General features: G+C 67.5%; 19 protein-coding genes. All 19 read right to left on the minus strand.

All coding sequences use genetic code 11. The annotated features are described in order from the left end of the window. Window position 1 precedes the first annotated feature (1 nt). On the minus strand, window positions 2-1,210 hold the full coding sequence (locus CQ034_RS05560; RefSeq protein ID WP_105710181.1) for a hypothetical protein: 1,209 nt from the start codon (window positions 1,208-1,210) through the stop codon (window positions 2-4). A gap of 70 nt (window positions 1,211-1,280) precedes the next feature. Continuing rightward, window positions 1,281-4,799 carry a DNA polymerase III subunit alpha gene (gene dnaE, locus CQ034_RS05565; RefSeq protein ID WP_029261576.1) on the minus strand — a complete coding sequence of 1,173 codons (3,519 nt, stop codon included), beginning with the start codon at window positions 4,797-4,799 and terminating at the stop codon, window positions 1,281-1,283. Window positions 4,800-4,861: 62 nt separating this feature from the next. Further along, entirely contained in the window at window positions 4,862-5,890 is a 1,029-nt protein-coding gene (locus CQ034_RS05570; protein WP_146114800.1) for a hypothetical protein, read from the minus strand. Between the two features lie 22 nt (window positions 5,891-5,912). After that, a complete protein-coding gene (locus CQ034_RS05575; RefSeq protein WP_105710183.1) occupies window positions 5,913-6,518 on the minus strand; it encodes an RNA polymerase sigma factor in 606 nt (201 codons plus the stop codon). A 31-nt stretch (window positions 6,519-6,549) separates the two neighbouring features. Further along, window positions 6,550-7,149, minus strand: coding sequence for a GNAT family N-acetyltransferase (locus CQ034_RS05580; protein WP_105710184.1), 600 nt, complete (start codon window positions 7,147-7,149; stop codon window positions 6,550-6,552). A gap of 48 nt (window positions 7,150-7,197) precedes the next feature. Then, window positions 7,198-8,118, minus strand: a complete 921-nt coding sequence (locus CQ034_RS05585; RefSeq protein ID WP_105710185.1) for an RluA family pseudouridine synthase — start codon at window positions 8,116-8,118, stop codon at window positions 7,198-7,200. Window positions 8,119-8,120: 2 nt separating this feature from the next. Next, complete coding sequence (gene lspA, locus CQ034_RS05590; protein WP_105710186.1) at window positions 8,121-8,816, minus strand: signal peptidase II; 696 nt, start codon at window positions 8,814-8,816, stop codon at window positions 8,121-8,123. Between the two features lie 8 nt (window positions 8,817-8,824). Next, window positions 8,825-9,424, minus strand: coding sequence for a DivIVA domain-containing protein (locus tag CQ034_RS05595; protein ID WP_105710187.1), 600 nt, complete (start codon window positions 9,422-9,424; stop codon window positions 8,825-8,827). Between the two features lie 181 nt (window positions 9,425-9,605). After that, window positions 9,606-9,905, minus strand: coding sequence for a YggT family protein (locus tag CQ034_RS05600; protein WP_029261567.1), 300 nt, complete (start codon window positions 9,903-9,905; stop codon window positions 9,606-9,608). 3 nt (window positions 9,906-9,908) lie between these two features. Continuing rightward, entirely contained in the window at window positions 9,909-10,382 is a 474-nt protein-coding gene (locus CQ034_RS05605) for a cell division protein SepF (RefSeq protein WP_029261566.1), read from the minus strand. A gap of 43 nt (window positions 10,383-10,425) precedes the next feature. Next, window positions 10,426-11,133 (minus strand): YggS family pyridoxal phosphate-dependent enzyme, encoded by a 708-nt coding sequence (locus tag CQ034_RS05610; protein WP_105710188.1) that lies wholly within the window; start codon window positions 11,131-11,133, stop codon window positions 10,426-10,428. Further along, window positions 11,130-12,272, minus strand: coding sequence for a cell division protein FtsZ (gene ftsZ / locus CQ034_RS05615; RefSeq protein ID WP_029261564.1), 1,143 nt, complete (start codon window positions 12,270-12,272; stop codon window positions 11,130-11,132). Before ftsZ ends, CQ034_RS05610 begins: the two co-directional genes overlap by 4 nt. Before the next feature lie 186 nt (window positions 12,273-12,458). Beyond that, window positions 12,459-13,271 carry an FtsQ-type POTRA domain-containing protein gene (locus CQ034_RS05620; RefSeq protein ID WP_258134073.1) on the minus strand — a complete coding sequence of 271 codons (813 nt, stop codon included), beginning with the start codon at window positions 13,269-13,271 and terminating at the stop codon, window positions 12,459-12,461. A 131-nt stretch (window positions 13,272-13,402) separates the two neighbouring features. Continuing rightward, window positions 13,403-14,803: a UDP-N-acetylmuramate--L-alanine ligase gene (gene murC / locus CQ034_RS05625; RefSeq protein WP_105710190.1), complete on the minus strand. Its 1,401-nt coding sequence runs from the start codon at window positions 14,801-14,803 to the stop codon at window positions 13,403-13,405. A 40-nt stretch (window positions 14,804-14,843) separates the two neighbouring features. Then, window positions 14,844-15,920, minus strand: coding sequence for a glycosyltransferase (locus CQ034_RS05630; protein WP_105710191.1), 1,077 nt, complete (start codon window positions 15,918-15,920; stop codon window positions 14,844-14,846). Next, window positions 15,917-17,122 (minus strand): putative lipid II flippase FtsW, encoded by a 1,206-nt coding sequence (ftsW, locus tag CQ034_RS05635; RefSeq protein WP_029261560.1) that lies wholly within the window; start codon window positions 17,120-17,122, stop codon window positions 15,917-15,919. Before ftsW ends, CQ034_RS05630 begins: the two co-directional genes overlap by 4 nt. Next, complete coding sequence (gene murD / locus CQ034_RS05640; protein ID WP_105710192.1) at window positions 17,091-18,626, minus strand: UDP-N-acetylmuramoyl-L-alanine--D-glutamate ligase; 1,536 nt, start codon at window positions 18,624-18,626, stop codon at window positions 17,091-17,093. Before murD ends, ftsW begins: the two co-directional genes overlap by 32 nt. Continuing rightward, on the minus strand, window positions 18,616-19,722 hold the full coding sequence (mraY, locus tag CQ034_RS05645; protein WP_029261558.1) for a phospho-N-acetylmuramoyl-pentapeptide-transferase: 1,107 nt from the start codon (window positions 19,720-19,722) through the stop codon (window positions 18,616-18,618). The genes murD and mraY overlap by 11 nt, the downstream gene beginning before the upstream one ends. Beyond that, complete coding sequence (murF, locus tag CQ034_RS05650) at window positions 19,719-21,131, minus strand: UDP-N-acetylmuramoyl-tripeptide--D-alanyl-D-alanine ligase (protein ID WP_105710193.1); 1,413 nt, start codon at window positions 21,129-21,131, stop codon at window positions 19,719-19,721. Before murF ends, mraY begins: the two co-directional genes overlap by 4 nt. Window positions 21,132-21,147 lie beyond the last annotated feature (16 nt).

Here is a 21,147-nt window from a genome sequence, read left to right on the forward strand (position 1 = left end):
TTCAGCCCTTCGAGATGTCGGAGATGTCGTGGAGGTAGCCGATCCGTCCGTCGTCATGTCGGACAACGTACGCACCTCCACGGTCCTCGATCACGAGGGCCCAGGCACTCGGCCCGATGCGGAACAGCGGTTCTCCTCGCTCGTCATGCACATCCCGTTCGGAGGCGGCGAGGATCCAGAACGGCTGCGCGGCGGGAGCCGCCTCGCGAGGATTCGTCGCGTCGAGATCAGCATCGGCGTCGGCGAAGCCCTCGACGATGCGGGGCTCCGCTTCGGCCAGGACATCGCCGGTCTCGTAGGTCGCTGCGGTCTCGAGCAGCGACTCGATGCTTCCGGTGTCCGAGACGATCTCGGGCTCCTGTCCGCGGGATCGACGGGAGTAGGCGGGCACATAGTCCTCGTCGGAGGTGTCCTGGTCGGTCCCGACGCCACCGCCGGAGGCATGCGCCGTGAGAGGCACCTGCTCCGCGAGGTCGAGTCGGGCGATCTCGTCAGTCGCCTGTCGCCCGGTCGTCTCGATGTCGAGGCCGGTCACCGGGGGCAGCCCTGACGCATCGACGGTGACCTCGGGCTCGGTGCTGCTGGGGGAAACGGTCGACTCGGCGACGGGAGCGGGCTCGGGGCGCGGGCGCGCGATGACCGGGCGCACCGGATTCGCATTGCGATGCGCGAGCGTGACGAGGCGGCCGTGGAAGTCCTCCTTGAGACCCGGAATGATCGGGGCGAAGACCGTGAGCACGACCAGCGCGAGAGACGTGATGACCATCCCCACGCCGTTCCACGGGAGCCCCCAGTAGCCGGTGGCGATCAGCCCGGAGATCGAGAGCCACAGATTCCCGACCCAGACGACGGCCGCGACGGAGAACGCCACGGAGGCGAACTGGTCGATGCCCAGCGAGCCCACTCGGCGGATGCCATCCGGCGAGAAGCGGCGCAGCACCAGCAGGAAGACGGCCACGGTGGGAAGCGCGATGGGGAGGATCCACTGGATACCGATCCCCCAGAGCGAGAGGCCGCCGGTCAGCGGGAAGAAGGACAGCACGAAGGCCACCACCCATACGCCCACGATCAGCAGTTCACGCAGCGTGAATCCGAGAATGCCGAATTCCGGAGTCACCTCGTCGTCGTAGAGCACGCCGTCGTCGTCGCTGAAGATCGAGTCCTCGGGGTCCGACTCGGGAAGGTCGGGTTCGGAGGTGTCCGTACTCATGGTGGTCCTTTCGTCACAGTGCTCGACGGGGGTGTTCGTCGTGCTGCCGACGGCTCACGATCCTACCCGCTCACCCCAGACAGGTGGGTCCGAGCAGTGACTTGAGGTCACCGAAGAGGTCTGCGGAGACCTTGACCGGCATCGGCACTTCGAAGACCTTCGCGGTCCCCCCTCGATGCACGCGGAGCAGCACTTCGGTATCGCCGTTGTGGCGGCGAAGCACCTCGGCGAGCTCGGTCATCACCCGCTCCGTCGCGCGCTGCTCGGCGAGGACGAGCGACAGCGGACCCGCCGCATCGAACGAGCCGATGTCGGGCGCGAACGCCGATTGGGCGTGCAGGTTGAGCCCGTCGTCACGTCGGGAGACTCGTCCGCGGACAGCGAGGATCGCATCCTGCTGCAGCGTGTGCTGGAACTCGGTGTAGGTCTTCCCCATGAACATCACGGTCACCTCGCCGTTGAAGTCCTCGACGGTGATCATGCCGTAGGGGTTTCCGCTGGCCTTGGCGACGCGGTGCTGCACGCTGGTCACGAGTCCGGCGACCGTCACCTGATCGCCGTCCTGAAGGTCCTCGGAGTTGTTGAGGTCGTGGATCGAGATCGACGCGTGCTTGGCCAGCGGGACCTCGAGGCCCGCGAGCGGGTGATCGGAGACGTAGAGGCCGAGCATCTCCCGCTCGAAGGCGAGCTTGTCCTTCTTGATCCACTCCGGGCGGGCAGGCACCTTGGCGGGAGCCGCCTCTTCCATGCCGTCGTAGAGGCTGTCGAAATCGAAACCGATCGCTCCCTGGGCCTCATTGCGCTTACGGTCGACGGCTGCCTCGACCGCGTCCTCGTGTACCTCCATGAGAGCCCGCCGCGAGTCCCCCATCGAGTCGAAGGCACCGGCTTTGATCAGCGATTCGACGGTGCGCTTGTTCGAGACGTGCAGAGGGACTTTGTCGAGGAAGTGATGGAACGAGGTGAACCGCTCGTCCTTTCGAGCCCGCACGATGCCGTCGACGACATTGCTGCCGACGTTGCGCACAGCGCCGAGACCGAAGCGGATGTCATCGTCGACGGCCGCGAAGTAGTTGATCGAGTCGGACACGTCGGGAGGGAGCACCTTGATGCCCATGCGACGGCACTCGTTGAGGTACAGCGCCATCTTGTCTTTCGAGTCACCGACGCTGGTCAGCAGTGCCGCCATGTACTCGGCGGGATAGTGCGCCTTGAGGTAGGCGGTCCAGTACGACACGAGGCCGTACGCGGCGGAGTGGGCTTTGTTGAACGCGTAGTCCGAGAACGGAAGCAGGATGTCCCAGAGGGCCTTGATCGCCGCCTCTCCGAATCCGCGCTGCTTCATGCCCCCCGCGAAGCCCTCGTACTGCTTGTCGAGCTCGGACTTCTTCTTCTTTCCCATCGCTCGGCGCAGGATGTCTGCTTGTCCGAGGCTGAATCCGGCCACCGCCTGAGCGATCGCCATCACCTGCTCCTGGTAGATGATGAGGCCGTAGGACTCCTCCAGGATCTCCGCCAGAGGCTCCTCGAGTTCAGGGTGGATCGGCGTGATCTCCTGTAGACCGTTCTTGCGCAGCGCGTAGTTCGTGTGGGAGTTCGCTCCCATGGGGCCAGGGCGGTAGAGGGCGATGAGGGCCGAGATGTCACCGAAGTTGTCGGGCTTCATGAGGCGCATCAGCGAGCGCAGCGGCGGACTGTCGAGCTGGAAGACACCCAGGGTGTCGCCGCGCGCGAGCAGTTCGTACACCCCGGGATCATCGAGGCCGAGGTGCTCGAGGTCGAGTTCCTCGCCACGGTTCGTGCGGATGTTGTCGAGCGCGTCGGAGATGATCGTGAGGTTACGGAGCCCCAGGAAGTCCATCTTGATCAGGCCGAGCGACTCGCACGACGGATAGTCGAACTGCGTGACGATCTGACCGTCCTGCTCCCGCTTCATGATCGGGATGATGTCGAGCAGCGGGTCGGACGACATGATCACGCCGGCGGCGTGCACGCCCCATTGACGCTTCAGACCTTCGAGACCGAGCGCGCGGTCGAAGACCGTCTTCGCCTCGGGGTCGGTCTCGATCAGCGCACGGAACTCGCTCGCCTCTTTGTACCGCGGGTGCGCCGAGTCGAACATACCGTCGAGGGGCATGTCCTTGCCCATGACGGGCGGCGGCATCGCCTTGGTCAGACGCTCCCCCATGCTGAACGGGAAGCCGAGCACGCGGCCCGCATCCTTCAGCGCCTGCTTGGACTTGATGGTGCCGTAGGTGACGATCTGGGCGACGCGCTCCGAGCCGTACTTCTCCGTGACGTAGTCGATGACCTCGCCACGACGGCGATCATCGAAGTCGACGTCGAAGTCGGGCATCGAGACGCGGTCGGGGTTCAGGAAGCGCTCGAAGATCAGGCCGTGCTCGAGGGGGTCGAGGTCGGTGATCTTCATCGCGTACGCGACCATGGAACCGGCACCGGAGCCACGTCCGGGACCGACGCGGATGCCGTTGTCCTTGGCCCAGTTGATGAAGTCGGCGACGACCAGGAAGTACCCGGGGAAGCCCATCTGCAGGATGATGCCGGTCTCGTACTCGGCCTGCTTGCGCACCTTGTCGGGGATGCCACCCGGGTACCGGTAGTGCAGGCCCGCCTCGACCTCTTTGATGAGCCAGCTGTCTTCGGTCTCGCCGTCCGGCACCGGGAACCGCGGCATGTAGTTCGCCGAGGTGTCGAACTCGACCTCGCAGCGCTCGGCGATCAACAGAGTGTTGTCGCAGGCCTCGGGGTGATCGCGGAACAGCTGCCGCATCTCCGCGGCGGTCTTGATGTAATAGCCGTCGCCGTCGAACTTGAAGCGGTTCGGGTCGTCCATGGTGGAGCCCGACTGCACGCACAGCAGAGCCTCGTGCGCATCGGCCTCGTGCTGATGCGTGTAGTGCGAGTCGTTGGTCGCGACCAGCGGGATGTTCAGGTCTTTCGCGAGGCGGAGCAGATCGGTCATCACCCGACGCTCGATGGAGAGACCGTGGTCCATGATCTCGGCGAAGTAGTTCTCCTTGCCGAAGATGTCCTGGAACTCTGCCGCCGCCGCCCGTGCCGCGTCGTACTGCCCCAGCCGGAGCCGCGTCTGCACTTCGCCAGACGGGCACCCCGTCGTCGCGATGATGCCCTTGCCATAGGTCTGGAGCAGCTCGCGGTCCATGCGGGGCTTGAAGTAGTAGCCCTCCATGCTCGACCGTGAACTGATCCGGAAGAGGTTGTGCATGCCCTGGGTGCTCTGGCTCCACATCGTCATGTGGGTGTAAGCGCCCGAGCCGGAGACGTCGTCGCTCTTCTGGTCGGGCGACCCCCACTGCACGCGCGTCTTGTCGCTGCGGTGTGTGCCCGGCGTCATGTACGCCTCGAGCCCGATGATGGGCTTGATGCCCGCGTTCCGCGCCGCGTTGTAGAACTCGAACGCCGCGAAGGTGTTGCCGTGATCGGTCACCGCGATGGCCGGCATGCCGTAATCGGCGGCAGCCTGGGTCATCGCATTGATCTTCGCCGCACCGTCCAACATGGAGTACTCGCTGTGCACATGAAGGTGGACGAAGGAGTCGGATGCCATGCCTTCGAGTCTACGGCGGAGCCCCGACACCGCAGGTCGGTGTCGGGGCTCAGCCTCGGCCGCTAGCCCTGGGGCGCGGAGTCCACGACGGAGGTGCGCACCGTGGTGACGGAGTCGACCGTGTCGCCTGCAGGTCCTCCGCTTCCGTAATTCTCCGAGATCGAGTCGACGAGGCCCTGCTCGGTATCGATCGCGATCTCCGTCGTCCGGTGGCCGGGAACGACGTACTGCAGCGTCGCCGTCGAACCCTCCTCCGCCACCACCTCGAATCCGGGGATCAGCGCGATCGCGAGGAAGAACGCCGAGCGCAGGTCGGCCGGCATCAGGTTGATCGCCGACGGGTCGCTGAGACTCGCCACGAGCCAGCGGTCCCCCTCCTCCCCCGTCATCCCCGACTGCGCGCGGAGCCAATCGAGCAGCGTCTGAGGATCCCTCGGCATATCGTCGTAATACGGCCGGTACTGGTCCGCCAGGTACGGCATCGGCGGTTCGTCGCCTCCCACGGCGAGATACTCGCCCGCCGGGAGCGTCTCGATCGTGCCGCGTCCACGAATCGCGGAGCCGGGCGAGGACGACCATTCCCGTGCTGCCTCCGCGCCACGGGGTCCGAAGGAGTCCACGACCTCGGAGGAGCCCCAGTCGTAGAACCAGTCACCTGCCCGGTCGGCCGGGACGTAGAGCACGCGCGTGTCGCGCTCCAGCACGGCGGCGTCGCCGCCGTCTCGCGAGGCGTTGAACGCGAACGTGTTCTCGTCATCATCATCGGCCCATTCGGCCTTCCAGAAATGGAGGTACTCACCGACGGTCTCGATCCGCAGGTACTGCCCGGGGACGAGTGTGGTGTCCTCCGCATCGAATGTCACCGCTGACGCACGCTCCAGCACCTCGGCTGCGGCCGCATCAGGTGCGTTCGGTGGCGCGATGACAGAACCGGCCACGACCGCGGTCACGGCTACTCCGGCCACGAGACCACCGAGACCGATCCCGGTCCACGTGCGTCGTCGCGACGGCCGCGCTCGCTCCGGACGCGCACTCCGCGCCATCTCTCGCGTCAGCGCCCGTCGCGCAGCGAGAACGGTGTCTTCATCCACACGGGACTCATCGATCCCGATCTCACGAACTTGTTCCATAAGCTGCATCGCTCTCCTCCTTCGCCATCCATGTCAGTCGGGCTGCTCCGTGCGAGCCCGGCGGCGCGAGCTTGCGACGAACGCGATTCAGTCGGGACCGCACGGTTCCGACCGGCACGCCCAGCGCAGCGGCGATCTGCTCATACGTGAGGTCGCCCCACGCATGCAGCAGCAGGGTGTCGCGATCCTTCGCCGCCAGGGCCGCGATCCGCGGGGCCAGCGCTCGCAGAGCGGCATCGGCATCGATCCGCGACTCGGAGGCGACCTGCGGAGTCTCCACGGCGACCTCCTCCGCTGATGCCGAAGCCTCGAATGCGCGCCACTGCCGCGCTTCCGCAGCCCGATGGCTCTTCACCACCCTGGTCGCGATGCCGAGCAGCCAGGGCCGCGCCGACTCCGTCCCGAGGCCGAACGACGAACGCCGCCGGAATGCGACGAGGAACGTCTCACTCAGAACATCGTCGACGGCGTGCGCCCCGACCCGTCGCCGGATGTACCCACCGACGGGTCGGACGTGCCGCTCGAAGATCTCGGAGAAGACCCCGGGTTCTTCGAGCGACCGCTGGATGATCTCGCTGTCCGTGCTCACACTGAGTATTGGGGCGATTCACGAAAACGGTTCACGCTTTCTTCGACGCCTTCCGTGAAGTGCCCAGATCGAGCCGCATCAGCACCCGCGGGAACCCGTCGAGGACGGAGCCCGTGTCGGCTGCCTTCACGAATCCTGCGCTCTCGAAGAGCGCGCGCGTGCCGACGTACGCCATCGTCAGGTTGACCTTCTCCCCGCCGTTGTCGACGGGATACCCCTCGATCGCCGGCGCGCCGCACTCCCTCGCGTAGGCCACGGCACCGTCGATCAGCGCGTGCGTGATCCCTTGCTTCCGATGCCCTGGCCTTACGCGGAAGCACCACAGTGACCACACATCGAGTTCGTCGACGTGCGGGATCAGCCGATTGCGTGCGAAGCTCGTGTCGCGCCGCGGATGCAGCGCCGCCCAGCCGACCGGCTCGTCATCGAGGTAGGCGATGACCCCAGGTGGCGGATCCTGATGGCACAGCTCGCGCACGCGATCAGCGCGCTGCGACCCGCGCAGCGCCACATTCTCCTTGCTGCCGATGCGATAGCTCAGGCAGAAGCACACGTTGGACGTCGGCTTCTTCGGGCCGACGAGCGTCGCGACATCGTCGAACTCCGTTGCTGGTCGAACCTCGATGCCCATGCGATCAGTGTGGCGCACGACGCAGACATCGCGTCGATGAAGCGCGGGCTATTCGCCGCGGAGCACGTCCAGCGCGTGCCGGAAGTCCTCGGGGTACGGCGACTCGAACTGCACCCACTCCCCCGTCGCCGGGTGCGCGAACGCCAGCTGATGCGCATGAAGCCACTGTCTCGTGAGTCCGAGGCGGGCCGACATGGTCGGGTCGGCTCCGTACAGTGGATCACCGACGCACGGATGCCGGTGGGCGGCCATGTGCACACGGATCTGGTGGGTGCGCCCCGTCTCGAGATGGATCTCGAGGAGCGAAGCACCGGGGAACGCCTCGAGCGTCTCGTAGTGGGTGACCGAGGGCTTGCCGTCGGGAACGACGGCGAACTTCCAGGAGTGGTTCGGGTGGCGCCCGATCGGCGCGTCGATCGTCCCGGCGAGCGGGTCGGGGTGCCCTTGCACCACGGCGTGATAGATCTTCTCGACCGTACGATCCTTGAACGCCTGCTTCAGCACCGTGTAGGCGTGTTCGGATTTCGCGACGACCATCAGACCGCTGGTGCCGACATCGAGCCGATGCACGACGCCCTGACGCTCGGGAGCGCCACTCGTGGCGACGCGGAATCCCGCGGCGGCAAGAGCGCCGACCACGGTCGGCCCCTCCCAACCGACCGACGGATGCGCCGCGACGCCGGTGGGCTTGTCGACCACGACGATGTCGTCGTCGTCGTACACGATGCCGAGCTCGGGCACCGCGATCGGAATGATCTTCGGTGCTTCCTTCGGCTGCCACTCGACATCGAGCCAGCCGCCGCCGCGGAGGCGGTCGGACTTGTCGAGTGTCACGCCGTCCAAGCGCACACCGCCTGCTGCGGCGACGTCGGCGGCGAAGGTACGCGAGAAGCCCATGAGCTTCGCCAGCGCCGCGTCGACGCGAGTGCCGTCCAGACCGTCGGGCACCGGCAGAGACCGCGACTCCACGGTCAGCGTCCTTCGGATGCGGGAGCCGCACCCTCCGAGGGCGCATCGTCGTCGATCGAGCGATCCGCGCCGACGGTGTCCGCCGCCGCGTCGTCCGCATCGGCCGACTCGGCATCCGTCTCGGTCGCGACCATAGCGGCCACAGCAGCCGCTTCGGCTTCTTCCTCGGTCTCGATGACGGCGTGGTCACGCTCGCGCGTCCCGTCGAAGCGGAGCCCGAACACGACGAGAAGGGCGACCGAGATCATTCCGGTCACGATGAAGACGTCTGCCACGTTGAAGATCGCGGGCATCATCCACGGCATCGAGATCATGTCGACGACGTGCCCCACGGGGAAACCGGGTTCGCGGAGCAGACGGTCCGTGAGGTTGCCCAGCACACCGCCGAGCAGGCAGCCGAGAACGACGGCCCACAGTCGGGACTTGATCCCGAACGCCTTCCAGATGATGATCGAGGCCACCACCGCGAGGGCGATCGTGAAGATCCACGTCACCTCGGACCCGAGCGAGAATGCCGCGCCGGGATTGCGGACGTAGTACAGCTGAAGGAACTCGCCGAGAACCGGAACCGGCTCATGCAGGGGCAGGTTCTCGATCGTGAGGTACTTCACAAACTGATCGGCGGCCAGCACGAGCGCTGCGAGAATCGCAACGATCGCACCGGCCGCCGACCGACGAAGGGGCGGGCGTCCTGACAAGGGGCGCCTTACAGACCGATCGCGGAGACGGGCGTGGAGTCCGTCGATGCCGACTTCTCGTCGAGCTCGCGGAGCTGGCCCTCGATGTAGCCGCGCAGCTGCGAGCGGTAGTCGCGCTCGAAGTTGCGGAGTTCGGTGATGCGGGCTTCGAGCGTGTTGCGCTCACGCTCCAGGCGTGCCGACTCTTCGCGCTGCTTCGCCTCGGCCTCGGTGCGGATGCGGGCCACCTCGGTCTCGGCCTCGGCGATGAGCGCATTGCGCTTCGCCTCACCCTCGGCCACGTGCTCGTCGTGCAGACGCTGCGCGAGCTCGATGATGCCGGCAGTCGCGGTGGCGGAGCCGGTCGGTGCGGGCTCGGCAGCAACCTCGGCGACGGGCGCGGGGGCCTCGGTCGCGACGGGTGCAGCGGCGGGCGCGGCGGCCTCGGGGGCAGCACCGGACTCGTACGCGGCCAGCTTGGCCTTCAGCTCGACGTTCTCCTCGAGAGCCTTGCGCCACTCGATGACGATCTCGTCGAGGAAGTCGTCCACCTCGTCCGGGTCGAAGCCGTCCTTGAATCGGACGTGCTGGAACTGCTTGGTGACGACGTCATCCGGGGTAAGTGCCATGAGTGGCTCCTCTTTCGATGAGTTCGAATGCCAGTATCGATGTATGGCGTGGTCGTGATGTGGCGCGAACCCGGGGCGCGCACCTGGGTGCCAGCATAGCCCCCGCGCCTCAGCCCCGCGATGTCGCGACACCCAGAGAACACGAACTCGGGGCGTGCCCGACACACGGAGCGGGCGGAGTTCAGCGGATGAAAAGCCGCACGATGTTCATCAGGATCAGCACCACCAACAGGGTGAGTGTGAACCCGAAGTCGAGTGACAGCGAGCCGATCCGCAGCGGTGGGATGAGCCTCCGGAAGAACCGGATGGGTGGATCGGTGACCGTGTAGACGGCCTCAGCGGCGACCAGACCGAAACCCTTCGGACGCCATTCCCGATTGAACATCGGGATGTAGTCCAGGATGAGGCGCGCGAAGAGCACGAAGATGTACAGCAGCAGCACCAGGTGGACGATGCTCGCTGCGACGGAGACCAGCTCCACGGGCTACGACTGGTCGAAGCCCGCAGACTCAGCGTCTGCGTGTGCGATGCCCCCGTGGCCCGAAACCGCGATGTTCTCCGGCGAGAGAAGGAACACCTTCGAAGTGACGCGCTCGATACGGCCGTACAGACCGAGGGAGAGCCCGCTCGCGAAGTCGATGAGGCGACGCGCGTCGGCATCGCTCATCTGGGAGAGGTTGATGATGACGGGGACGCCCTCACGGAAGCTCTCGGCGATCAGCTGTGCGTCGCGGTACTGCTTCGGGTGGACGGTGAGGATCTCGTTCACGGCTCCTGCAGACGGCTGGCGGACGGCGACAGGGCGGCGCAACGGCGTGACGGGGGCCGGTGCCGGCTCCTCGCGGTCACGGTCACGTTCGCGGTGAGCGCGGGCAGGAGCCTGCGCCTCTTCCTCATAGACCTCTTCCTCGTCGGCGAGGCCGAGATACACCATGGTCTTCTTCAGCGGGTTACCCATCGTGTCCTCCGGTTCGAACGTTTGGGGCTGGTCTTTTCACAGGTTAACCCCGGTCGGGCCGGGGTCCGGTGATTGCGGAGCCGATCCGCAGGTGTGTCGCGCCGGCGGCGATCGCCTCGGCGAAGTCGCCGGTCATCCCGGCCGAGATCCAAGTCGCGTCAGGGGCGGTGGCTCGGACGACGTCGGAGACGTCGCGCAGCCGAGCGAATGCGGCAGCAGGCTCCTCATCGAGAGGAGCGACAGCCATCACGCCGCGCAGACGCAGGGAGGGCAGGGCGAGCACATGCTCGACAAGACCGACCGCATCGGCGGGGGCCACGCCTCCTCTACCCGGATCATCCGTCAGGTTGACCTGCACGAGCACGTCGAGCACATCGTCGCCGTCGGCGGCTCTGTGCAGGGCATCGGCGAACCGGTCTCGGTCGACCGAGTGCACCACATCGGCGCTGCGACGGATGGCCGCCGCCTTGTTGGTCTGCCCCTGGCCGATGAAGTGCCAGGCCAGGTCGAGGGCGGCGAGCTCAGCCTGCTTGGCCGACAGCTCCTGCTGTCGGTTCTCGCCGACCGCGCGCACACCGATCGCATGCAGGTCGCGCACGAGCGATGCCGGGTGGAACTTCGTCACCACGATCCTGGTGAGCTCTTCTGGATCTCTGCCTGCGGCACGCGCGGCGGCGGCGATCCGTTCGTCGATCGCCGCCAGCCGCGCAGCCAGGCCCGATGGCTCCTGGCCGTCGACCGCCGAGGTCACTTCAGGAATTCGGGGATGTCGATGTCGTCGTCGGCGAAGGCCGGCTCGATGCTCGTGGCGGGCACCCGCTGGTGCACGGGCTCGGCCTGTGCGGGCTCGCTCTTCGTCTCGGACTCTTCCGGGAGGGACACCTCGGGAAGCGTCGCAGCCGACGGACGCGAGACCACCATCGGGTCGAGGCGCAGCGAGGGCTCTCCCCCGTCGAACCCGGCGGCGATCACGGTCACGCGCACCTCGTCACCGAGGGTGTCGTCGATGACCGTACCGAAGATGATGTTCGCCTCGGGGTGCGCGGCCTCCTTGACGAGGTCGGCGGCATCGTGGATCTCGAAGATGCCGAGGTTCGATCCTCCCTGGATCGAGAGCAGCACACCGTGCGCTCCCTCGATGGATGCTTCGAGGAGCGGCGACTCCACGGCGAGCTCTGCGGCCTTGATCGCACGGTCGGCGCCGCGAGCGGAGCCGATGCCCATGAGCGCCGAACCTGCGCCCTGCATGACCGACTTGACGTCGGCGAAGTCGAGGTTGATCAGACCCGGGGTCGTGATGAGGTCGGTGATGCCCTGGACACCGGCGAGCAGAACCTGGTCGGCGGTGGCGAAGGCCTCGATCATCGAGATGCCGCGATCGCTGATCTCGAGGAGACGGTCGTTCGGCACCACGATGAGGGTGTCGACCTCTTCCTTGAGCTTGGCGACACCGGCCTCCGCCTGGCTCTGACGGCGGCGACCTTCGAAGGAGAACGGCTTGGTGACGACACCGATGGTGAGGGCGCCGATGGACTTCGCGATGCGAGCGACGACCGGGGCGCCTCCGGTTCCGGTTCCGCCGCCTTCGCCGGCGGTCACGAAGACCATGTCGGCGCCGGTCAGGGCCTGCTCGATCTCCTCGGCGTGATCCTCCGCGGCGCGTCGACCCACTTCGGGGTCCGCGCCGGCACCGAGGCCGCGGGTGAGCTCACGGCCCACATCGAGCTTGACGTCGGCGTCGCTCATCAGCAGCGCCTGCGCGTCGGTGTTGACGGCGATGAACTCGACTCCGCGGAGACCGAGATCGATCATGCGATTGACGGCATTGACGCCGCCACCGCCGACGCCGACGACCTTGATCACGGCGAGGTAGTTCTGGTTCTGGCTCATGGCCGGCCTCCGATTATTCGAGCCTGGAAAAGGGTGAACCTTAAACCTCAACTAGAGGTGTAAAGTATTTCCCGGTATTGCGTTCTCTTTGATCGAAGGTAAGCGCCGCCTGCCTGCGCGCGCGCAATCGCCTGGGCGTGTCGCGCCATTCCCCCGGGAAAGCCGTCGGCTCGACCTCGAAAGGCGTCAGCCGACGACGGCTACCTCAGGAGAAGTGACGTCGATGGAGGCGGCGTCCGGGTTCTTGACCATGGCTGCCGAGAGGGCGAGCGCCTTGAGCGCAGACTCCTCCGCACTTCCCCAGACCACGGTCAGCCCGGAATCGAGGGTCAGGGTCACATCGTCCGCGGTCGTGGCACGCACGCCTGTGAGAGCGGCACGGACATCTGCCGGCAGCGCGCGCACGACGAGACCGGCGCTCTGGAAAGCACGCGACTCCACGCCGCCGTCGACCTCGATCACCGGCTGTCCCGCCGGTTGATCGGCCGTGGTCGAGAGGGCGACTCCTGCGGCATCGACGAGGGTGTACCCGGCGCCCGATCGGATGACGCCGACCGGCGTGCGTTCCACGATCCGCACCGTGAGGTCGTGCGGAGGACGCGCTTCGAGTGCGTAGGTCTCGATGAGCGGGAACGCCAGCAGCGCAGCCTTCACCTCGCTGGTGTCCACGAGCGCCAGTGGTGTGCCGAGCTGGTCGCCCAGGGCCGCCTCGATGACGGCGGGGTCGAGGCTCGCGGCCCCGACCACGGAGATCTTCTCCACGGCGAACAACGGGCTGTACGCGGCCGCGACACTGCCCCCGATCAGCAGGACCACGGCGCCGATACTGCTCAGCCAGACGATCCGCCGACGCCGGGAGCGCTGCGTGAAGCGCCGGATCTCGGAGCGGAGAGCCTTACGTCTGGCCCGTGCTGCACGCCACACGTCCCTGGTCGAGGTCGGCTCCGGCTCGTCCGCGCCAGCAGCGTAGAATCCGTCGTGGGCCGGAGGCTCCGGCACCGACCCATCCGGTTCGGACCGCACCCCGCTGCGGTCGCTCCGCCGTCCGTGACGTGCCCGTGCTTCTGACGCGTCGCCCTTCTCCACCGGGCTCTCCGGTGCGGACGGAAGCGGTGCGGGACGGCGCATCGTTACGCCTCGTCGGTCCGGCGCAGCGAATCCAGGACCTGCGGGATGATCTGGTAGACGTTGCCGCAGCCGAGCGTCACGACGAAGTCGCCGTCACGGGCCACCGCGGCGGTGTAGTCGGCCGCCTGCTGCCAGTCGGCGACGAAGTGCACATGCGACGGATCGCGGAACGCCGTGCTCACCAGCTCGCCCGTGACACCGGGGACGGGGTCTTCGCGAGCGCCGTACACGTCGAGCATCACCGTGTGATCGGCGAACTCCTCGAGGACGTCGGCGAACTCCTGATACATGTGCTGTGTGCGGGAGTAGGTGTGCGGCTGCTGGATCGCGATGATCCGTCCCGACCCCGCGATGCTGCGCATGGCCTCGAGCGCCGCCCGCACCTCCGTCGGATGGTGCGAGTAGTCGTCGTAGACCGTGACGCCTCGTTCGACGCCGTGCTGCTCCAGGCGGCGCACGGTCCCGGCGAAGCCCTCGACCGCGCGCACGGCGTCGACGAGCGGGTACCCGAGTGCTCGGAGCACCGCGACGACTCCGGCCGCGTTGATCGCGTTGTGCACGCCCGGGACCGCGAGCTGCATGCGCGCCTGCTCATCCCCTTGGCTGATGGTCGCGGCGACCGGTCCGGCCGCGACGATGTCGGTGACGCGCACGTCGGCGTTCTCCGCCTGGCCGAACGTGAGCACGTTCGGGTGGGACAGCCCTGCACCGACGCGGAGTGCACCGGCGTCGTCGCTCGAGATGACGACGGCTTCGGTGGCCGCGTCGGCGAACCGCATGAAAGCGTCGTGGAATGCCTCTTCCGAGCCGTAGTGGTCGAGGTGGTCGGGATCGACGTTGGTGATGAGCGCGACCGCGGTGTCGTAGAGCAGGAAAGTGCCGTCGGACTCGTCGGCCTCGACCACGAACAGGTCGCCCGTGCCCGTGGCACTCGAGGTGCCGAGTTGCTCGATGACGCCTCCGTTGACGAAGTGCGGGTCGGCGCCCAGCTCACGCAGCGCCGTGACGATCATCCCGGTCGAGGTGGTCTTCCCGTGGGCACCGGCGACCGAGACCAGCCGCCGCGAACCGATCAGCCAATGCAGCGCCTGCGACCGGTGGATCACGTGCAGGCCGCGAGCCTTCGCCGTCACGAACTCGGGGTTCTCGGGCCAGATCGCGCCCGTGTGCACGACGGTGTCGGCATCACCGAGGTGGGCGGCGTCGTGGCCGACGTGCACGGTCGCCCCGGCGGCTGCCAGGGCGCGCAGATTATCGCTGTCCGCACGGTCGCTGCCGGAGACGCGGATACCCGCGTCGAGGAACATCTTCGCGAGGCCGCTCATGCCGGAACCGCCGATGCCGATGAAGTGCGCAGCGGTGATCGTCTCGGGAATGGGGAGGGAGAGGTCGGGTCTGATCATGTCCGCTTCAGTCTACTTTTCTTCGGTGTCGTCGACCGTGTCAGACCGCGTCCAGTGCGCGGTCGATCAACCCGATCACGTTCTCGGTGCCGTTGCGGGTGCCCGCCGTCTCGGCCGCGGCGGACATCCGGTCGAGCCTGTCCCTGTCTCCCAGGACCGGCACGACGATCCGCCGTACGGCGTCGCCGTCGAACGTCGCGTCGTCGAGAAGCTCGGCCGCTCCTGCCGCCACCGCAGACGCCGCGTTCAGGCGCTGCTCGCCGTTGCCGACCGAGTACGGCACGTAGAGGGCGGGGATGCCCAGCGCACTGATCTCGCTGACCGTCGCCGAGCCGGACCGCGACACGATCAGGTCCGCCAGCGCGAAGGCCAGATCCATGCGGTCGACGTAGCGCCGCAGCGCGTACCCCTCGACGCCCGGATCGGCGAGATCGCTGCGCTCACCCGTCACATGCAGCAGCTGCCACCCGGCTGCGAGGACATCGCGCCAGGAGTCCGCGAGGGCCTCGTTGAGGCGCTGAGCACCGAGCGAGCCGCCGAACGCGAGCAGCACCGGGCGATCCGGGTCGAGACCGAAGTACTCCGCGGCCTCCGCGCGCGTCGCCGCACGATCGAGCGTGATGACCTCCTGGCGCAGCGGCATCCCGACCGTCTCGCTACCCCGGAGCGGCGTGCCCTCGAACGCCACGCCCACGGCCGCGGCACGGCGGGCCCCGAGCACGTTGGCGAGACCGGGCTTGGCGTTGGCCTCGTGCACCACGAACGGCACGCCCTCGCGCCGCGCAGCCACGTAGGCGGGTGCGGATGCGTAGCCCCCGAATCCGACGACGACATCGACGCCGTGTCGGCGGATGTGCGCGCGCACCTGAGCGATCGCCTTGCGGAACCGCATCGGGAAGGCCGCGGCCTGGCGGTTCGGACGACGCGGGAACGGGACCTTGTCGACGACGAGCAATTCGTAGCCTCGAGCGGGCACCAGCCGGGACTCGAGCCCCTCGGCCGTACCGAGCACGAGCACGGTGGCATCGGCGTCGCGTTCACGAAGTGCGTCGGCGACGGCGAGCAGGGGGTTCACATGGCCGGCGGTGCCACCGCCGGCGAGGAGGTACGAGGTCACCTGGTGACCCTACCCCGCTCGGCTGAGGGCTTCTCGACCACGGGAATGGTGCGCGCGAAGGCGAGCAGCACCCCGCACGCGATCAGCACGGCGAGCAGTGCCGTGCCTCCCTGAGACATGAACGGGAGCGGGACTCCCATCACCGGGAACACACCGATGACGACGCCGATGTTGAGCACGGCCTGACCGACGATCCACACCGTGATTCCGCCGGCCGCGACGCGGATGAAGGGATCCGGCGTCTTCCGGATCACGTGGAAGGCACCGACCGTGAAGAACGTGAACAGCGCCAGAACGACGATGCAGCCGATCAGCCCGAGCTCTTCCCCGACGATCGCGAAGATGAAGTCGTTGCCGGCGGCGGGCAGCCAGCCGTACTTCTCCTGGGAGTTGCCGAGTCCGAGCCCGAATATCCCGCCCGATGCCATCCCCCAGATGCCGTGGATGGACTGGTAGCAGTCGCTCTCGTACAGCGCCATGTTGTCGCAGGTCGCCGTGATGCGCCGCATCCGGTCCTGGCTCGACAGCGCGTAGGCGAGGACCGCGCCGATGCCGATCACCACCGGGATGATGAACAGGCGAAGCTTGACGCCCGAGAAGAAGAGACAGCCCAGCAGGATGAGCACCAGCACCATCGCGGTGCCGAGGTCCTTGCCGGCGAGCACGGTACCGATCGCCAGCGCCCCGACCGGGATCACGGGGATGAAGACGTGGTGCCAGGTGCCGAGCATGGCCTGCTTGCGCAGCAGCACCGCGGCGATCCACAGAGCCAGTGCGAGCTTCAGGAACTCGGAGGGCTGCAGCGTGAAGCCGCCGATGTCGATCCAGTTCCGGTTGCCGCCGTCTTCGATCCCCAGGGGGGTGAACACGAGTAGCTGCAGGGCGACGGCGCCGAACAGCGCGGGCCACGCCATCTTCTTCAGGAACGCGACGGGTAGACGGCTGATCAGGAACATCAGCGGGACTCCGAGGAGCGCGAACACGCCCTGGCGGAGGACGCCGCCCATCGGATCGGCTCCGCTCGCGACCGCGGTCGCGCTGGTCGCGGAGAGCACCATGACCAGGCCGAAGAGTGTCAGCAGCAGGGCGGTCGACGCGATGAGGAGGAACTCGGTCGACACCGGCGTGAACCGGCGTCCGAGCGACACCCTGGCGGCGAGTCCGCCGGACTCAGAGCGCGGAGGGCGGGACACCTGCGTCATCGGCGCTCCCCCGGTCTATCCAGTCACGCACCGCCTCGGCGAAACGGTGACCTCGATCCGCGTAGCTCGAGAACTGATCGAACGATGCCGCCGCCGGGGCCAGCAGGACTGTGCCCTCGCCTTCGACGATCCCCGACGCGATCTCCACGACACGGTTCATGACCTGTCCAGTCTCGCCAGCATCGACCTCGAACACCGGTACCGACGGCGCGTGTCGCTGGAATGCCGCGACCACGGAGTCCCTCTCGACCCCGATCACGACAGCGGCTCGCGCCGTGGCACCGACATCGGCGACCAGATCGGCGATGTCGACGCCCTTCAAGTCACCCCCGACGATCCACACCGCGCCGGGGTAGGCCCGCAGCGACGACGCGGCGGCGTGCGGATTGGTGGCCTTGGAGTCGTCAACCCAGGTGACGCCCGCATGCCGCGCGATGACCTGGATGCGGTGCGCGTCCAGCCGGAAATTCTGCAGCGCCGTGTGGATCGCCTCCGGTTCGACTCCCCGTGACCGCGCCAGAGCACTGGCGGCGAGGATGTTCTGGACGATGTGCGGAGCCGCGAGCCCGGCCTCGTCCAGGGCCGCGATGGTCGTCAGCTCGAGAGCGCTACGTGCGCGGTCGTCGAGGAAGGCGCGGTCGACGATGAGCCCCTCCACGATGCCGAGGTCGCTCGGTCCGGGGATGCCGAGATCGAAACCGATCGCGCGGGCTCCTTCGACGACCTCGGCCTCTTCGACCATGAGCCGGGTCGCCTCATCGGCCTTGTTGTAGACGCAGGCGACGCGGGTGTTGCGGTAGACCACGGCCTTCGCGTCGCGATATGCCTGGGCGCTGCCGTGCCACACCAGGTGGTCGTCGGCGAGGTTGAGGCACACGGCCGCGTAGGGGAAGAGCTCACCCTCGGGCCGCGACTGGCCGAGGTACCAGAGCTGGTGGCTGGAGAGCTCGACCACGAGCACGTCGAAGCCGGCGGGATCCCGCACCGCGTCGAGGACGGGTACGCCGATGTTGCCGCAGGGCGCCGCACGAAGGCCACCCTCGACCAGCAGCGAGGCCGTGAGTTGCGTCGTGGTCGTCTTGCCGTTGGTCCCGGTGATGAGCACCCAATCAGCCGGCGTTCCGTCGGAGCGGAGCACCTTGTCACGGACACGCCAGGCGAGTTCGACATCGCCCCAGATCGCGATTCCCGACGCCTGGGCCCAGCGGATCACGGAGTGCGACGGCGAGAAACCGGGCGAGGCGATCACCACTTCGGGGGCGAAGTCCACCAGTGCGGCCGGCACCTCGGCCAGGGGGCCGAGCTCGAGCGCGGCACCGATCACCGGGAGCAGACGCGCATACTCCTCTTCTGCGGACTCGCTGAGGACGAGCACCTCCGCACCGAGCTCTGCGAGAGTGTCGGCCACCGAGAAGCCCGTCATCGACAAGCCGAGCACGGCGACGCGGAGATCACGCCAATCGGCGTTCCAGCTCGTGAGTCCGCTCAGGCGATCAGTCGACACGGGTGAGCCACTCGACGTAGAAGAGGCCGACCGCCGAGACCGCAAGGAGTCCGGCGATGATCCACATGCGCACCACGATCGTGACCTCGGACCAGCCGCGCATCTCGAGGTGGTGATGGAAGGGACTCATCAGGAACAGCCGCTTGCCGCGCGTGATCTTGAAGTACGCCCGCTGCAGGATGACGGAGCCGGAGGACAGGACGAACACGCCGGCGATCACCAGCAGGAGAAGCTCGGTGCGGGTCAGGATCGCCATCGCGGTGATCACGCCGCCGATCGCCATCGAGCCGACGTCACCCATGAAGACCTTCGCCTTGGGTGCGTTCCACCAGAGGAACCCGATGAGGCTGGCGGCGACCGATGCCGCGATGATGGCCAGGTTGAACGGGTCGCGCACCTCGTAGCAACCGCCGAGGGCGTCGGGATCACCGCCGATGCAGGGCTGCTTGAACTGCCAGAACGCGATCACGCTGTAGGCGCCGACGACGATGACTCCGGCCCCGGCGGCGAGACCGTCGAGACCATCCGTCAGGTTCACACTGTTCGAGGTCGCGACGCCGATGATCGAGATCCACACGAGGTAGAGGATCCAGCCGAGGACGACGCCGAAGGCGAAGAGGTTGAGCCAGGTGATGTCGCGGAAGAGCGAGATCGCGGGGCTCGCCGGCATCTGCCCCCACCTGTTCGGGAAGTTCAGAGCGACGATGCCGAAGGGGATGATGACCAGCAACTGGCCGATCACCTTGCGCCAGCCGGACAGCCCGAGGCTGCGCTGGCTGCGCACCTTCATGTAGTCGTCGATGAAGCCCACGGCGCCGAAGCCGACCATCAGCCAGATCACCAGGATCGCCGAGAGTGCCGGCACCTCGCCGCTCACCAGCACGCCGGTGAAGTAGCCGACGATGGATCCGACGATGAAGATCACGCCACCCATGGTGGGGGTTCCGCGCTTCGCCTCGTGGCTCGGATTGTGCACCGACTCCGGGGTGCGGATGACCTGCCCCCAGCCCCACTTCCGGAAGAGTCGGAGGAAGACAGGAGTCAGGAACAGGGTGAAGGCGAGCGAGATCGCCGCCGACATGATGAGAGACCTCACGAGAACAATTCTCCCAGACGATCGCCGAGATGCCGGAGGCCCACGGAATTGGATGACTTCACGAGTACACGGTCACCGTCGCGGAGCTCGGTGCGCAGGTACTCGAAGGCTGCGTCCTGGTCGGCCAGGTGGATGGCCTCACTGTCCCAGGAGCCCTCGCCGACCGCAGCGAGGTAGAGCCGCCGCGCCTCAGGGCCGACGACGACGATGCGTTGGATGTTGAGCCGCACCGCGAGCAGACCGATACGGTCGTGCTCCTCCCCCGCACCTTCTCCGAGCTCGGTCATCGCGCCGAGAACGGCGACGGTGCGCTCCTCCGGCCCGGTGATCTGCGCGAGAGTCCGCAGCGCAGCGGCCATGGAATCGGGGCTCGCGTTGTAGGCGTCGTTGATGATCCGCACACGGTCGCTGCCCAGCGGCTGCATGCGCCACCGCTCGGCGATCTCGACCGTCTCCAGACGCGCGACCGCGTCTGCGGGCGTGACGCCGACGACGAGCGCTGCGGCGATGGCTGCCAGCGCGTTGGACACGTGATGCGCACCGAGGACCCGCAGGCGCAGCGTCAGGCGGTCACCGCCGACCTCGACGGTGCAGGTCGTGCCGGAGGCGGAAACGGAGATGTCGTGCGCGCGGACATCGGCACTCGGACCCTGCCCGAAGCCGACGACCTGCAGGCCACGCGCTTCGGCGAGCTCCTGCATGGCGGCGACCCTGCTGTCGTCGACGTTGAGAACGGCGGTCCCGGGCACGCGAGCCGCTTCGACGAGCTCGGCCTTCGCCTTCGCAGTGGCTTCGATCCCCCCGAATCCGCCGGCGTGCGCCATGCCGACCATGAGCACGACGGCCACGTCGGGCTCGACGAGACCGGCAAGGTGCGCGATGCTGCCCGGTGCCGCCGCCCCGAACTCGCTCACCAGGAACCGCGTGTTCTCGGTGACGCGGAGCATCGTGACGGGGGCGCCGACCTCGTTGTTGAACGACTTGACCGGCGCGACGGTTTCGCCCTCACCCTCGAGGATGCGTGCGAGGAAGTTCTTCGTGGTGGTCTTGCCGTTGGATCCGGTGATCCCGATGATGCGGAGGGAGCCGCCGGCACGCACGCGAGCCACGACCTCTCTGGCCAGCTCTCCCAGCGCCGCGACGGCGTCGGCGACGACGATCTGGCTGACGGGGACATCGACCGGGTGCTCCACGATCGCCAGCACGGCGCCGGCCGCGACAGCAGCTCCCACGAACTGGTGACCGTCGGTCTCCGCGCCGGGCTTCGCGACGAAGATCGAGCCGGGAACCATCGTCCGCGAGTCCGTGTCGACGAGGCCGTCGACGACGGTCTCGGCCGTGTCTTCTCCGGCCACGCGCAGATCACCGCTCACTGCGGCGGTGATCTCAGCGAGCGTCAGGGCGATCATTTCATCTCCATGCGCG

The organism is Microbacterium sp. MYb45, from assembly GCF_002979655.1.
Lineage (GTDB): Bacteria > Actinomycetota > Actinomycetes > Actinomycetales > Microbacteriaceae > Microbacterium.

Coding starts and splice junctions, on each gene's coding strand:
- CQ034_RS05560 (WP_105710181.1), bottom strand. CDS start 1,210: ATGAGTACGGACACCTCCGAACCCGACCTTCCCGAGTCGGACCCCGAG.
- dnaE (WP_029261576.1), bottom strand. CDS start 4,799: ATGGCATCCGACTCCTTCGTCCACCTTCATGTGCACAGCGAGTACTCC.
- CQ034_RS05580 (WP_105710184.1), bottom strand. CDS start 7,149: ATGGGCATCGAGGTTCGACCAGCAACGGAGTTCGACGATGTCGCGACG.
- CQ034_RS05595 (WP_105710187.1), bottom strand. CDS start 9,424: ATGGCACTTACCCCGGATGACGTCGTCACCAAGCAGTTCCAGCACGTC.
- CQ034_RS05605 (WP_029261566.1), bottom strand. CDS start 10,382: ATGGGTAACCCGCTGAAGAAGACCATGGTGTATCTCGGCCTCGCCGAC.
- ftsZ (WP_029261564.1), bottom strand. CDS start 12,272: ATGAGCCAGAACCAGAACTACCTCGCCGTGATCAAGGTCGTCGGCGTC.
- murC (WP_105710190.1), bottom strand. CDS start 14,803: ATGATCAGACCCGACCTCTCCCTCCCCATTCCCGAGACGATCACCGCT.
- ftsW (WP_029261560.1), bottom strand. CDS start 17,122: ATGACGCAGGTGTCCCGCCCTCCGCGCTCTGAGTCCGGCGGACTCGCC.
- murF (WP_105710193.1), bottom strand. CDS start 21,131: ATGATCGCCCTGACGCTCGCTGAGATCACCGCCGCAGTGAGCGGTGAT.